A 12834-nucleotide genomic window follows, 5' to 3' on the forward strand; every position below is an offset into this window, starting at 1 on the left:
TCAGCAGCGGTCGGACTGGGTGGCGCAGTAGTCCTGCAACTCCGCCTTGAACTGGAGGAACTCGTCGTAGTCGTCGGTGAACTTGGTCTTGCCCGTCTCCAGGTTGACCGTCACGTAGAACAGCCAGTCGCCCTCGGCCGGGTTGCTCGCCGCCTGGATGGCTGCGTCACCCGGCGCCTCGATCGGACCGGGCGGCAGGCCGGCGTTGGCGTAGGTGTTGTAGGGCGAGTCGACCTCGAGGTCCTCTGTCGTCGGGATCGCGACCAGCGAGCGACCCAGCGCGTAGTTGACGGTGGCGTCGATCTGGAGCTTGCCGAACGTCGGGTAGCCCGTGGTCTCGAGCCGGTTGTAGATCACGCGGGCGATCTTGTCGGTCACTCCCCCGCGGCCCTCGGCCTCGACCAGGCTGGCGACCGTCATCAGCTCGTGCGGCGTGAGACCGAGCTCCTCGGCGGCGTCCTCGAGCCCGGCGTCGTCGGCGGCCTGCTCCCAGCGCGCGACCATGCTCCGCAGGAACGACTCGGGCGTCGCGCCCGGGTTGACGAGGTACGTCGCGGGGAACAGGTAGCCCTCCGGGTTGCCCTCGGCGTAGTCGGGCAGCCCGAGCGCCTCGGCGTCGTCCAGGGCGCGGGTGACGGCCTTCTTCTTGAAGTCGGTCTTCTCCACCAGGATGTCGACCATCTGGTCCACCGTGAGCCCCTCGGGGAAGGTCACCTTCTCGATCCCCTTGTTGACGTTGCCGGGGTCGACCAGGATCGCGACGACGTCCTCGGCCTTCATCTTCTTCTGAAGCGAGTAGTAGCCGGCCTGGATCGAGGTCGCCTCGGGGTTCTGCCCGGCGGCCGCGGTGAACGCCTCGACCGAGGCCACCACGCCCGCGGCCTTCAGGTTGCGGCCCATGTCGGAGATGCTGTCGCCGCTGACGACCTCGAAGGTCACCTGGCCGCTGCCGGGGCCGGGGTAGTCCTCGGCGTCGCTGAACTGGTCCTGCAGGAAGTCGATGCCCCGGGTGACCCCGAAGTAGAGCAGCCCGGCGACGATCGCGAGCGCCACCAGCACCGGCAGGCACCCGGAGATGCCGCGCCCCTTGCGGCGCCGTCCACCGGCCGAGGCCTGGTAGAGGTCGTCGTCCAGCAAGCCCTCGTCGTGCTCGCCGGTCACGGGGTCGTGTGCTGGCTGGTTCGCTGGGTCACTCATGGGTCTCCTCCACGATCTCACCCGGTGCGTTGCCCGTGGCGCGTTCGGTGTCGAGCGCGTGCTGCAGGATCAGGACGGCGGCGGCCTGGTCGACCACCGCCCGCCGTTTGCGGCCCTTCTGGCCACGGTCGCGCAGCATAGCCTCCGCCGACACGGTGGTCAGCCTCTCGTCGCACAGCCGCACCGGCACGGGTGCCACCTTCTCGGCCAGCTTGGCGGCGAACTCGCGCACCTTGTCCGCGGCCGGTCCCTCGCGTCCGGACAGGGAACGGGGCAGCCCGACCACCACCTCGACGGCCTCCTCCTCCGCGAGGATGGCCGCGATCCGGCGCAGGTCGCCCTTGCCCCGGCGTACGGTCTCGACCGGCGTCGCCAGGAAGCCGGACGGGTCGCTCCGCGCGACCCCGATCCGGGCGTCCCCCGGGTCGATGCCGAGCCGTACGCCGTGGCGCATCAGGAGCGGGCCACCTCGGCCGGCACCAGGGCGAGCGCCTCGTCGATCCGGGAGGCGTCGGTGCCGCCGCCCTGGGCCACGTCGTCCTTGCCGCCGCCCTTGCCGCCGAGCAGCGGGCCCACCGCGCGCACCAGCGCGTTGGCCGACAGCCCGCGCGAGCGAGCCTCGTCGTTGACCGCCGCGACGACCGCAACCTTGCTCTCGGGGCCACCGATGATGACGACCACGCCGGGCTCGGACGCGCTCATCCGGCTGCGTACGTCGAGGGCGAGTGCGCGTACGTCGCCGGCGCTGGCGCCGTCGGCGCGCTGCGCGACCACGTTGACGTCGCCGACCTTGGTCGCCGACGCGGCGAGCTGGCCGGCACCGGCGAGCAGCTGGGCGACGCGGCCCTTCTCGAGTTCCTTCTCGGCCTGGCGGAGCCGCTCGACCAGGTCGCCGACGCGGCCCACGAGGTCGTCGGGCTGGGTCTTGAGCAGGCCCGTGAGCTGGGAGACTACGTCGCGCTCGCGCGCGAGGTAGGCGAAGCCCTCGACGCCGGTGAACGCCTCGATCCGGCGGTTGCCCGAGCCGATCGACGCCTCGCTGGTCACGACCACGGTCCCGATCTGCGACGAGTGGGCGACGTGGGTGCCACCGCAGAGCTCGCGCGACCAGGGGCCGCCGATCTCGACGACGCGCACCTTCTGGTCGTCGTAGGTCTCGCCGAACAGCGCGATCGCGCCCCACTCCTTGGCCTCGGAGAGGGTCATGTACTGCCAACCGACCGGCAGGTCGGCGCGCAGGGCCTCGTTGGAGACCTGCTCGATGTCGCGCACCTGGGCGGGCGTCAGACCGGCCGTCCAGCCGAAGTCGAGCCGCAGGTAGCCGGGACGGTTGTAGGAGCCTGACTGCAGCGCGCTGGGGCCGAGCACCTCGCGCAGCGCGGCATGCACGACGTGCGTGCCGGAGTGGGCCTGCCGGGCACCTGTGCGCCACTCCGGGTCGACCGAGGCGAGCACGTTGGTGCCGGGCACGAACTGACCGTCGACACAGCGCACCTGGTGCACGACCAGGCCGCGGACCGGCCGCTGCACGTCGAGCACCTCCAGGCGCCCGCCGTCGAACTCGATGGTGCCCGCGTCAGCCGCCTGGCCACCGGACTCGGCGTAGAACGGTGTCCGGTCGAGCACGAGCTCGCCGACGTCACCGGGCTCGAGCACCTGGCCGGCGCTGCCGCCCTTGAGCAGGCGCAGCGGAGTCGACTCGGTCTGCAGCGTCTCGTAGGCCAGCCACTCGGTGGGGCCGTGCTCGTCGAGGATCGAGCGGTAGACGGAGGTGTCGGCGTGCTGGCCCTTCTTGGCGCGCGCGTCGGCCTTGGCCCGCTCGCGCTGCTCGGCCATCAGGTTACGGAAGCCCTCCTCGTCGACCTTGAGCCCGGCCTCGGAGGCCATCTCGAGGGTCAGGTCGATCGGGAAGCCGTAGGTGTCGTGCAGCGCGAAGGCGCGGTCGCCGGACAGCGTGGTCGACCCGCTGGCGCGGACCTCGCCGGCCGCGAGGTCGAAGATCTGGGTGCCGGCCTGGAGGGTCTTGCGGAACGCGTCCTCCTCGCCGTAGGCGACCCGCGCGATCCGGTCCCAGTCCTGGTGCAGCTCGGTGTAGGTCTCGCCCATCTTGTCCCGGCTGACGGGCATCAGCTCGGGCAGCGCCGGGTCCTCGTAGCCGAGCAGGCGCATGGACCGTACGGCGCGGCGCAGCAGGCGCCGGAGCACGTAGCCACGCGCCTCGTTGCCGGGCGTGACACCGTCACCGATCAGCATCATCGAGCTGCGGATGTGGTCGGCGACCACCCGGAACCGCACGTCGTCGCCGTGGTCGGCGCCGTAGCGGCGCCCGGTGAGCTCCTCGGCGCGCTGGATGACGGGGAACATGACGTCGATCTCGTACATGTTCTGCTTCTCCTGGAGCAGGAACGCGACCCGCTCGAGGCCCATGCCGGTGTCGATGTTGCGCTTGGGCAGCGAGCCGAGGATGTCGAAGTCCTCCTTGCTGCGCACCGCGCTGAGCTCGTCCTGCATGAAGACGAGGTTCCAGATCTCGAGGTAGCGGTCCTCCAGCTCGGTGGGCATGACCAGCCGGGACGTGGTCGCGAACTCACCGTCCGGGCCGTACTCCAGGCCACGGTCGTAGAGGATCTCCGAGCACGGGCCGCCGGGGCCGGGCACGCCCATCGACCAGTAGTTCTCGCGCTTGCCGAGCTTGACGATCCGCTCCTCGGGCAGGCCGGTGGCCTTCATCCACAGCTGCACCGCCTCGGGGTCGTCGACGTAGACGCTCGGCCACAGCCGGCTCTCCTCGAGACCGAAGCCGCCGTCGGCCTGGGACTTGGTGCACAGGTCCCAGGCGAGCTCGATCGCGCCTTCCTTGAAGTAGTCGCCGAAGGAGAAGTTGCCGCACATCTCGAAGAACGTGCCGTGCCGCGTGGTCTTGCCGACGTCCTCGATGTCGGGGGTGCGCACGCACTTCTGCACGCTCACGGCCCGGTCGTAGGGCGGCGTCTCCTGACCGAGGAAGTAGGGCTTGAACGGCACCATCCCGGCGTTGACGAACAGCAGGTTCGGGTCGTCGAGCAGCAGGGACGCCGAAGCCACCGCCTGGTGTGCCCCCACGGTCTCGTTGCGCTCGAAGTGAGCGACGAACCGTCGGCGGATCTCCGCGGTGTCCATCAGCTGGTGCCTTCCTCTTCTGGTGATGCGGGTACGTCGGTCGGTGACGGCACGCGGGTGAGCTCGGGGATGCCATGAGGCACGAGACCCAGGCGGTCGCGCAACTCGGTTTCGGCCTCGGCCTTGCCCTGCGCGACCTCGTCGCGGAACATCCGCGCGCCGACCGCGGCGGCGCCGAACCGGTCCTTGAGACCGTCGACGGTGAGTGCTTCGGCGGCGCGCCGAGCCCGGATCATGGTGTAGATCCCGGCCCCGGCCCCGGCGACGAACCAGAGGCCCCGGTTCATGCCGCGTCGGCCCCGGCGCGTTGCTGGGCCTCCCACGCCCGGCGGGCGTCACGCAGGTCGGCGCGGCGCTGCTTGCGGGCCCGCTTGACCTCGCGGCGCATCTCGAAGCGGATCTTGTGGCGCATCTCCGGCGCGAGCGCGCGGCGCAGGCCCGCCGCCAGCGACGCCGCCTGCACGACGCTCTCGCGCAGCACCAGGTCGGCGAACAGCGGCGCGGGGACCGCCGGCACGGTGTCCGACGGGGTGCCGGAGAGCTCCTCGTCGCCGAGGTGGGTGATCACGTAGTCCGGCTCGGCCCGGGGCGGCGCCGGCGGCGGCTCGGCGAGGCGCCGCTCGATCGCCTGGACCTGGGCCTGGAGCGCCGCGGCCTCCGCGTGGGCCGCCGCGAGAGCGGCCGTCGTGCGCGAGCGGGTGCGGGCCAGGGACACGAGGACGCCGACGCCGAGCAGGAGCAGCACGACGAGCGCGGACATGACGGTCCACGCCGGCACGGTCCAGTCGTCGGTCACAGTGGTCGACCCTATCGCGCGTCCGGTGGCCCCTGACCACGGATCAGGCGCCGGATGCGGTCCCAGCGTTCCTTGAGCGCGGCCTCCGCGCCGAGGCCGCTGGGGCGGTAGTACTCCGCGTCGAGCACGACGTCCGGGGCGTACTGCTGCTCGGCCACGCCGTAGGGCTCGTCGTGGCTGTACTTGTAGGTCTCGCCGTGGCCGATCTTCTTGGCTCCCGAGTAGTGGGCGTCGCGCAGGTGGGGCGGCACCGGCCCGATCTTGCCCGCGCGGACGTCGGCGGAGGCAGCGTCGATGCCGACGATCACGGCGTTGGACTTGGGGGCGACCGCGAGCGCGATCGTGGCCTGCGCGAGGTTGAGCCTCGCCTCGGGCATGCCGATCAGCTGCACCGCCTGCGCGGCCGCCACCGCCGTGGTCAGGGCGGTGGGGTCGGCCAGGCCGATGTCCTCGCTGGCCAGGATCACCAGCCGGCGCGCGATGAAGCGCGGGTCCTCGCCGGCCTCCATCATCCGTGCCAGGTAGTGCAGCGCGGCGTCGGCGTCGGAGCCGCGGATCGACTTGATGAAGGCGCTCGTCACGTCGTAGTGCTGGTCGCCCTGCCGGTCGTAGCGCACCGCCGCCTGGTCGACGGCCGTCTCGGCCATCTCGAGGTCGACCACGTCGCTCCCCCGCGCCTGCGCCGCTCCGGCCGAGGCCTCGAGGTAGGTCAGCGAGCGCCGGGCGTCGCCGCCCGCGAGGCGCACGAGGTGCTCGAGCGCCTCGGGCTCGACGGTGAGCCGGCCACCGAACCCACGCTCGTCGGTGAGCGCCTGGTCGACCACCCGGCGTACGTCGTCGTCGGTCAGCGACTCCAGGCGCAGCAGCAGGCTGCGGGAGAGCAGAGGCGAGATCACCGAGAAGAAGGGGTTCTCCGTGGTGGCCGCGACCAGCGTCACCCAACGGTTCTCGACGCCGGGCAGCAGCGCGTCCTGCTGGGCCTTGCTGAAGCGGTGGACCTCGTCGACGAACAGCACCGTCTCGCGCCCCGCGTTGACCAGCTCGGAACGGGCGGCGTCGATGGCCGCCCGCACTTCCTTGACGCCGGCCGACACGGCCGAGACCTCGACGAAGCGACGGTCGGTCTGCTGGCTGAGGATCGCCGCGATCGTGGTCTTGCCGGTGCCGGGAGGTCCCCACAGCAGCAGCGACATCGACCGGTCGCCCTCGATCAGCTGGCGCAGCGGCGACCCCGGTGCCCGGAGCTGGCCCTGCCCCACGAGCTCGTCGAGGGTGCGCGGGCGCATCCGTACCGCCAGCGGCGCCGAGGCGTGCGTGTTGCCTGCCAGGGAGCCACCGCCGGTGCGCCTGGGCGTAGGCGTTGCCGTGTCGAACAGACCCTCAGGCTCGTCCAAACGTCTTCGCATCCAGGTCGAACCAGGTGTCGTCGAAGCCCGGCTTGTTGGTGATCTGCGGGCTCGGCGTGGCACCCGGGTCGGGGTTGCCCACCTCGTCGGTGCCGAGCAGACGGGCCGTGATCGGCGCGTCCGGGTGGGCACCGATCGGTCCCGGGAAGTGGCAGGCGACCTTGTGCCGCTTGCCGATCTGGAGCAGCGGCGGCTCGTGCCGGGCGCAGATGTCCTGGGCGATCGGGCACCGCGTGCGGAACCGGCAGCCGGAGGGCGGGTTGATCGGGCTCGGTACGTCGCCCTCGAGGCGGATCCGCTCGCGCCGGCCGCCGATCGCGGCCTGCTTGATGTCGGGGACGGCCGAGAGCAGCGCCTGGGTGTAGGGGTGGTGCGCGTGCGCGTAGATGCTGTCGCGGTCGCCGATCTCGACGATCTTGCCGAGGTACATCACCGCCACCTCGGGGCAGAAGTGACGCACGACGGCGAGGTCGTGGGCGATGAACAGGAACGCGACGTCGAACTCCTTCTGGATGTCCTGGAGGAGGTTGATCACCTGCGCCTGGATGGACACGTCGAGGGCCGAGACGGGTTCGTCGGCGACGAGCAGCTTCGGGTTGAGCGTCAGCGCGCGGGCGATGCCGATGCGCTGGCGCTGGCCGCCGGAGAACTCGTTGGGGTAGCGGTTGTAGTGCTCGGGGTTGAGACCGACCACCTCGAGCAGCTCCTGCACGCGCGGGAGGATCTGCTTCTTCGGCACCACCTTGTGCACCTCGAGCGGCGCCCCGATGATCGCGCCGACCGTGTGGCGCGGGTTGAGCGAGGTGTAGGGGTCCTGGAAGATCATCTGGATCTCGCGGCGCAGCGGCTTGAGCTCACGCTTGCTCAGCTTGGCCATGTCGCGGTCCTCGAAGAGGATCCGGCCGCCGGTCGGGGTGTAGAGCCGGGTGATCAGCCGACCGGTGGTGGACTTGCCGCAGCCGGACTCACCGACCAGGCCGAGCGAGCCGCCACGGGGCACCTCGAACGAGACGCCGTCGACCGCCTGGACGTCGCCGACCTTGCGTCGGATCAGCCCGCCGGACTTCACGGGGAAGTACATCTTGAGGTTGTCGACCTCGAGCACGGTGCCGCGCGAGAGGTCCAGCGCAGCAGCGGTGTGTGCCTGCTGGGCCAGCTCCTCGAACTTGGGGACCTCAGGGGTCAGCGCCGGCGCAGGCTCGATCTCGGCCTGCTGCTCCGGCACCAGCTCATCGGCTGTGGTGTCCCGCTCGGACATCAGCTCTCCTCCACCAGGTCAGGGGCGATCTCGGCGAGGACCTCGCGCCGGAAGACCTCCTGCGGGTTGGCCAGGTGACAGCGCTTCACGTGGCCGGGACCGTTGGATCCCTCCAGCAGCTCGGGCAGCTGGGTGGCGCACAGGTCGCCGGGCACCTTGTCGACGTGGGCGCACCTCGGGTGGAAGGAGCAGCCGCTGGGCGGCGACAGCAGGCTCGGCGGGTTGCCCGGGATCGGGATCAGCCGCGCGTCGATGTCGGCCGACACGTCGGGGATGCTCGAGAGCAGGCCCCACGTGTAGGGCATCTCCGGCGAGACCAGGATCTCCTTGGTCGGGCCGTACTCGACACAGCGGCCGGCGTACATGACCAAGACCTCGTCGGCCATCTCCGCGATGACGCCGAGGTCGTGGGTGATGATGACGACCGCCGAGTTGAACTCGCGCTGGAGGTCCTGCAGTAGGTCGAGGATCTGGGCCTGCACCGTCACGTCGAGGGCCGTGGTCGGCTCGTCGGCGATCAGCAGCGACGGGTCGTTGATCAGGCCCATCGCGATCATCGCGCGCTGCCGCATGCCCCCGGAGAACTGGTGCGGGAAGTCGTCGACGCGGCTGTCCGGCTGCGGGATGCCGACTCTGTCGAGCATCTCGATCGCCTTGCGGCGGGCGTCGCGCCTGGACGCCGACGGGTGGTGGACCTGGTAGGCCTCGGCCAGCTGCGAGCCCACCCGGTAGAACGGGTGGAGCGCGGCCAGCGCGTCCTGGAAGATCATCGCCACGGAGTTGCCGCGCAGCTTGCGCAGGCCGGGCTCGTTGAGCCCGACGACCTCGGTGCCGCCGACGCGGATCGAGCCGGTGATCTTGGTACGGTCGGCGTCGTGCAGGCCCAGCACCGCCATGCTCGAGACCGACTTGCCCGAGCCCGACTCCCCCACGATGCCGAGGGTCTGGCCCAGGCCGAGGGTGTAGCTCAGGTTGTTGACGGCGCGTACGGGCCCGTCGGGGGTCGGGAACTCGACGGAGAGGTCCTCGACGACGAGGAACGCGTCTGGGTCGTTCACGAAAGCCTCACTCGGGGGTCGAGGACGCTGTAGATGACGTCGACGATCAGGTTGCTGATGACGATCAGGATGGCACCGAACAGGGCGGTGGCCGACACCACGGGCAGGTCGAAAGCCTGGACGGCGCTCAGGCCCCAACGGCCGATGCCCTGGATCTCGAAGATCCGCTCGGTGAAGATCGTGCCGGCCAGCAGCACCCCGAGGTCGATACCGAAGACGGTGACTACCGGGACCAGCGCGCTGCGCAGCCCGTGCCGGTAGACGACCGTGCTGGGTGGCAGGCCCTTGGCCTTGGCGGTGCGGATGTAGTCCTCGCTCAGGGTCTCGACCATCGCGCCGCGCGTGTACCGGGTGTACTGGGTGCAGCCGAAGATGCCGAGGCACAGCCACGGCAGGAGCATCCCCTTGAACCACTCGGCCGGGTTGTCCGTGATCGGGGTGTAGCCGCTGCTGCCGAGGATCGGCACCTGCCAGATCAGCGTGAAGTAGAGCCACGCGAGCAGCGCGAAGAGGTAGTAGGGCACCGAGCTCAGGAAGAGGAAGCTGCTCACCAGCAGCTTGTCCCCGAGCGTGCCGCGCCGTCGTGCGGCCGCGACGCCGATGGGGATGCCTAGGGCGAGGTAGAGGAAGGCGCCACCGACGGCCACCGAGATGGTGGCCGGGAGCCGCTCGACCAGCTCGTCCCAGACGAGCGCACGGGAGCGGTGCGAGAACCCGAGGCAGGGCCGGTCGCAGTCGATGACGACGTTGCCGATCGGCATCTCGCGGCCGGTGAAGATGCCCTTCGCGTAGTTGCCGTACTCATCGACGATGTTGTTGTTGTAGCCCAGCTGCTCCTCGTAGTTCTCGAGGCGGTCCGGGGTGCAGCGGTTGCCGGTCTCGGCGAGACAGATGGGTCGAGCGGGACTCGAAGGGCCGTACCAGAAGAGCGCGAAGACGGCCATCGACACCAAGATGACGACGATGACTCCGGACAGCAGCCGCTTGATGATGTAGGCAAACATCGCTCGATACCTCTCACAGGGGACCGACGGTAGTACGTCGGAAGACGGGCCGGAGCGGAGGGGGGCCGGGCTTTCACCCGACCCCCGTCCGTCCTAACCAGCTAGATCAGCTAGAGAACTTGTTACGTCAGGGCTTGACGAACAGGTCCTTGTAGTAGATCGCGCTCATGGCCGCGTCACCGCTGAAGCCACCGATCTTGGAGCCCGCACCGAACAGGTCGTTGCGGTAGGCGGTCGGGATCATCGGGAGGTACTTGGTACCGATGAGCTCGTCCAGGTCACCCCAGGCAGCAGCCTGGTCCTCCAGCGGGAGGGTGGCGATCTCCTTGATGCGGTCGTCAACTTCCTGCTCCGAGAAGTAGGAGGTGTTGTAGGGCTGACCGGTCTCGATCAGCGGCGGGATCATCGTGGAGGCCGACGGCCAGTCGGAGCACCAGTTGACCGCGCGCAGGTTGAGCTTCTTGTTGATCGGGCTGTCCTTGTCGTCCCAGAGCGCGTAAGCGTCGTCCTGGTACGGGATCATCTCGACCGTGAAGCCGGCCTGCTCGTAGCCCTTCTTCTCCTGCTCGGCGGCAGCCTTCGTCTCGGGGTCAGAGTCGTCGTAGATGAACGTCAGCTTGTACCCCTCCTCGCCGGCGTCGGCCAGGTACTGCTTGGCCTTCTCGGGGTTGTACTCGAACTGCTCCCCGTCGGGGAAGTACGCCTTCCGGCCGGACATGCCCGGAGGCATGATCGCGCTGGCCGGGATCCGGGTCAGGCCGGGGATGTTGCCGCCGGCGAGCTGGATGTTCTTGAAGTCGTAACCCCAGGCGATCGCCTTGCGGATGTTGATGTCGGTGATCTTCGTGTAGTCAGGCGTGCGGTAGCTGACGCACTGACCGGTCTGCTGGATGTAGTTGTCACCCAGAGCGGCCTGCAGGTCCTGCACGTTCGTGGCGCCGAGACCGTTGGAGACGGTCGTCTGCGACTCAGGAGTGTCGCTGAGCAGGATCTGGTCGGTCTTCTCCTGGTCCTGGTCGAACTTGAAGATCCACTTGTCGGCGTACTGGTGACGCGCCGGGTCGCTGGCCGGGTCCCACTCGGGGTTCTTGACCAGCGTCAGCGACTCGTTGACGCGGAACTCCTCGATCATGTACGGGCCGGTCGCGAGCGGGTCGCGGCCGTACTCGGGGAAGTCGGAGTTCTCGAGCGGGATCGGACCGATCGCCATGAACGTGGACCAGAAGTCCATGTCCGGGAAGGCCTGCTGCATCTTGAAGGTGATGTCCTGGCCGTCGATGGTGATGCCGGGGCAGTCACCGTCCTGCGGACCGGTGTAGCCCTCGCCGCAGTCGAAGTTCGACACGGAGTAGACCTGGCCGGGGCCGGAGGTGAAGGTCTCGGAGTCGAACGAGCGCTCGACGCCGTACTTGATCTCCTCGGGGGTGACCGGGTCGCCGTTCTCCCAGCGCACGTTGTCCTTGATCGTGAACGTCCACTCGGTGAAGTCCTCGTTGGGACGGCCGAGGTCGGTCGCGAGGTCGGGGACGAGCTCCATGGAGCCCTCCGCGTTGCGACGGAACTGGGTCAGCGAGCGGTTGGTGAGCGCCTGCTGGATGGAGTTGCCGAGCACGGACCACCCGTTGGTCGGGTCGAGGTCCTCGGGACCGGGGTCGCTCGGGATCAACACCGTGATGGTGCCACCGGCGGTGGCGCCCTCGGGCTCCGGTGCGGGCCCTTCGGCGTCGGCGATCTTACCGAAGCCAGCCTCGGGGTCGATGAACGTTTCGGTGCCACTCGGTTCGGTGTTGCCGTCTCCACCGTCTCCACCACAGGCCGCAAGCGTGACCATGGCGAAGGCAGCGACGACAGCAAGCGACTTGGTGCGCTTCATTTGTCCAGCCTCTCTATTTTTCATCCGTGCCACGAGCCCCAGCCCGCGACAACATCTGGGGGTACCGGCGCGCTAGCGCCGGGTCTTGGGATCGACGGCATCGCGGATCGCGTCGCCGAGGAGGTTGAGTGCGAGCACCAGCACGACGATGCCGAGCAGGGGCTCCCACAGGTAGAGCGGATAGTGCTCGAAGTAGCTGCTCGCTTGAAGGATCGTCTGGCCCCACGAGGAGCCCTGGGTGATGCCGACCCCGAGGTAGGCCAGGCCGGCCTCGGCGGCGATGAACGCCGGCAGCATCAGCGAGATGGCGACGACGATCGGGGCGACCAGGTTGGGCAGCAGCTCCTTGAACATGATCCGAGGGGTCGACATCCCGATCACCTGGGAGGACAGGATGAACTCACGCTCACGCAGCGACAGCACCTCGCCGCGCACGAGCCGCGCGACACCCATCCAGCCGAACCCGGCCAGGATCACGATCAGCGACAACAGCTGCATCTGCTTGTAGGTGTCGGGCTTGAGGGCGAACCGCTCGCTGAGGATGGGGGCGATCACCAGCGCCATCAGCAGGAACGGCAGCGTGAGGAACAGGTCGGTGACGAAGGAGATGATCTTGTCGACGATGCCACCCACGAAGCCCGCGACCAGGCCGAGCACGATCCCGAGCAGCGAGGCGAGGATGGTCGCCGACGTGGCGATCATCATCGAGGTGCGGCAGCCGTAGAGCCAGGTGGCGAGGTTGTCCGTCGCCGTCTTCGGCGCGATGCCGAACGGGTGGTCGGGGTCGAAGCTGCCGTTGGGCGGGCCCTTGTAGGGCATGCCGCCGTTGAGGTAGTTGAGGTCCTCGGCAGGGTTGCCCGGCGTGGTGGTCACGTTGAACCAACCCGCGATGGTGCCGGCGAAGATGGCGATGAGGCCGAAGATCACGACGATCGTCAGGCACACCATCGCGACCTTGTCCTGACGGAGCCGCCCGGCCGCGATCCGGAGCGGGGACTTGCCCGACACCTGGCGCTTCGTGGCGGGTGCTTCGTCGCCGGGAAGTGCCTCTTCACTCAAGTGTCCGAGAGTTTCGGACCCCAT

At 69.3% G+C, this 12834-nt stretch carries 11 protein-coding genes; all 11 read right to left on the reverse strand.

All coding sequences use genetic code 11. The features are described from left to right. Positions 1-1197: an endolytic transglycosylase MltG gene (gene mltG, locus BLR90_RS14530; protein WP_091025955.1), complete on the reverse strand. Its 1197-nt coding sequence runs from the start codon at positions 1195-1197 to the stop codon at positions 1-3. Then, the gene (ruvX, locus tag BLR90_RS14535) at positions 1190-1651 is read right to left on the reverse strand and encodes a Holliday junction resolvase RuvX (protein ID WP_091025956.1); all 462 of its coding nucleotides are present in this window, start codon (positions 1649-1651) and stop codon (positions 1190-1192) included. Before ruvX ends, mltG begins: the two co-directional genes overlap by 8 nt. Continuing rightward, positions 1651-4356: an alanine--tRNA ligase gene (alaS, locus tag BLR90_RS14540; RefSeq protein WP_091025957.1), complete on the reverse strand. Its 2706-nt coding sequence runs from the start codon at positions 4354-4356 to the stop codon at positions 1651-1653. Before alaS ends, ruvX begins: the two co-directional genes overlap by 1 nt. Continuing rightward, positions 4356-4643, reverse strand: coding sequence for a DUF6167 family protein (locus BLR90_RS14545; RefSeq protein ID WP_091025958.1), 288 nt, complete (start codon positions 4641-4643; stop codon positions 4356-4358). Before BLR90_RS14545 ends, alaS begins: the two co-directional genes overlap by 1 nt. Beyond that, positions 4640-5152: a hypothetical protein gene (locus BLR90_RS14550; protein ID WP_091025959.1), complete on the reverse strand. Its 513-nt coding sequence runs from the start codon at positions 5150-5152 to the stop codon at positions 4640-4642. Before BLR90_RS14550 ends, BLR90_RS14545 begins: the two co-directional genes overlap by 4 nt. 11 nt (positions 5153-5163) lie before the next feature. Further along, a complete protein-coding gene (locus BLR90_RS14555; RefSeq protein ID WP_091025960.1) occupies positions 5164-6558 on the reverse strand; it encodes a replication-associated recombination protein A in 1395 nt (464 codons plus the stop codon). After that, positions 6533-7816, reverse strand: coding sequence for an ABC transporter ATP-binding protein (locus BLR90_RS14560; RefSeq protein ID WP_091025961.1), 1284 nt, complete (start codon positions 7814-7816; stop codon positions 6533-6535). Before BLR90_RS14560 ends, BLR90_RS14555 begins: the two co-directional genes overlap by 26 nt. Next, positions 7816-8874 (reverse strand): ABC transporter ATP-binding protein, encoded by a 1059-nt coding sequence (locus tag BLR90_RS14565; RefSeq protein WP_091025962.1) that lies wholly within the window; start codon positions 8872-8874, stop codon positions 7816-7818. Before BLR90_RS14565 ends, BLR90_RS14560 begins: the two co-directional genes overlap by 1 nt. After that, complete coding sequence (locus tag BLR90_RS14570; RefSeq protein WP_091025963.1) at positions 8871-9878, reverse strand: ABC transporter permease; 1008 nt, start codon at positions 9876-9878, stop codon at positions 8871-8873. The genes BLR90_RS14565 and BLR90_RS14570 overlap by 4 nt, the downstream gene beginning before the upstream one ends. A 127-nt stretch (positions 9879-10005) precedes the next feature. Beyond that, positions 10006-11751 (reverse strand): ABC transporter substrate-binding protein, encoded by a 1746-nt coding sequence (locus BLR90_RS14575; protein ID WP_170254288.1) that lies wholly within the window; start codon positions 11749-11751, stop codon positions 10006-10008. Between the two features lie 72 nt (positions 11752-11823). Continuing rightward, positions 11824-12810: an ABC transporter permease gene (locus BLR90_RS14580; RefSeq protein WP_170254289.1), complete on the reverse strand. Its 987-nt coding sequence runs from the start codon at positions 12808-12810 to the stop codon at positions 11824-11826. Positions 12811-12834: the final 24 nt, after the last annotated feature.

The sequence above is a fragment of the Nocardioides szechwanensis genome, from assembly GCF_900103935.1.
Classification (GTDB): Bacteria; Actinomycetota; Actinomycetes; order Propionibacteriales; family Nocardioidaceae; genus Nocardioides; species Nocardioides szechwanensis.

Excerpts from the sequence above, each read along its gene's own strand:
- mltG (WP_091025955.1), bottom strand. The coding sequence starts at position 1,197 with ATGAGTGACCCAGCGAACCAGCCAGCACACGACCCCGTGACCGGCGAG.
- BLR90_RS14570 (WP_091025963.1), bottom strand. The coding sequence starts at position 9,878 with ATGTTTGCCTACATCATCAAGCGGCTGCTGTCCGGAGTCATCGTCGTC.
- alaS (WP_091025957.1), bottom strand. The coding sequence starts at position 4,356 with ATGGACACCGCGGAGATCCGCCGACGGTTCGTCGCTCACTTCGAGCGC.
- BLR90_RS14560 (WP_091025961.1), bottom strand. The coding sequence starts at position 7,816 with ATGTCCGAGCGGGACACCACAGCCGATGAGCTGGTGCCGGAGCAGCAG.
- ruvX (WP_091025956.1), bottom strand. The coding sequence starts at position 1,651 with ATGCGCCACGGCGTACGGCTCGGCATCGACCCGGGGGACGCCCGGATC.
- BLR90_RS14545 (WP_091025958.1), bottom strand. The coding sequence starts at position 4,643 with ATGAACCGGGGCCTCTGGTTCGTCGCCGGGGCCGGGGCCGGGATCTAC.
- BLR90_RS14575 (WP_170254288.1), bottom strand. The coding sequence starts at position 11,751 with ATGAAGCGCACCAAGTCGCTTGCTGTCGTCGCTGCCTTCGCCATGGTC.
- BLR90_RS14555 (WP_091025960.1), bottom strand. The coding sequence starts at position 6,558 with ATGCGAAGACGTTTGGACGAGCCTGAGGGTCTGTTCGACACGGCAACG.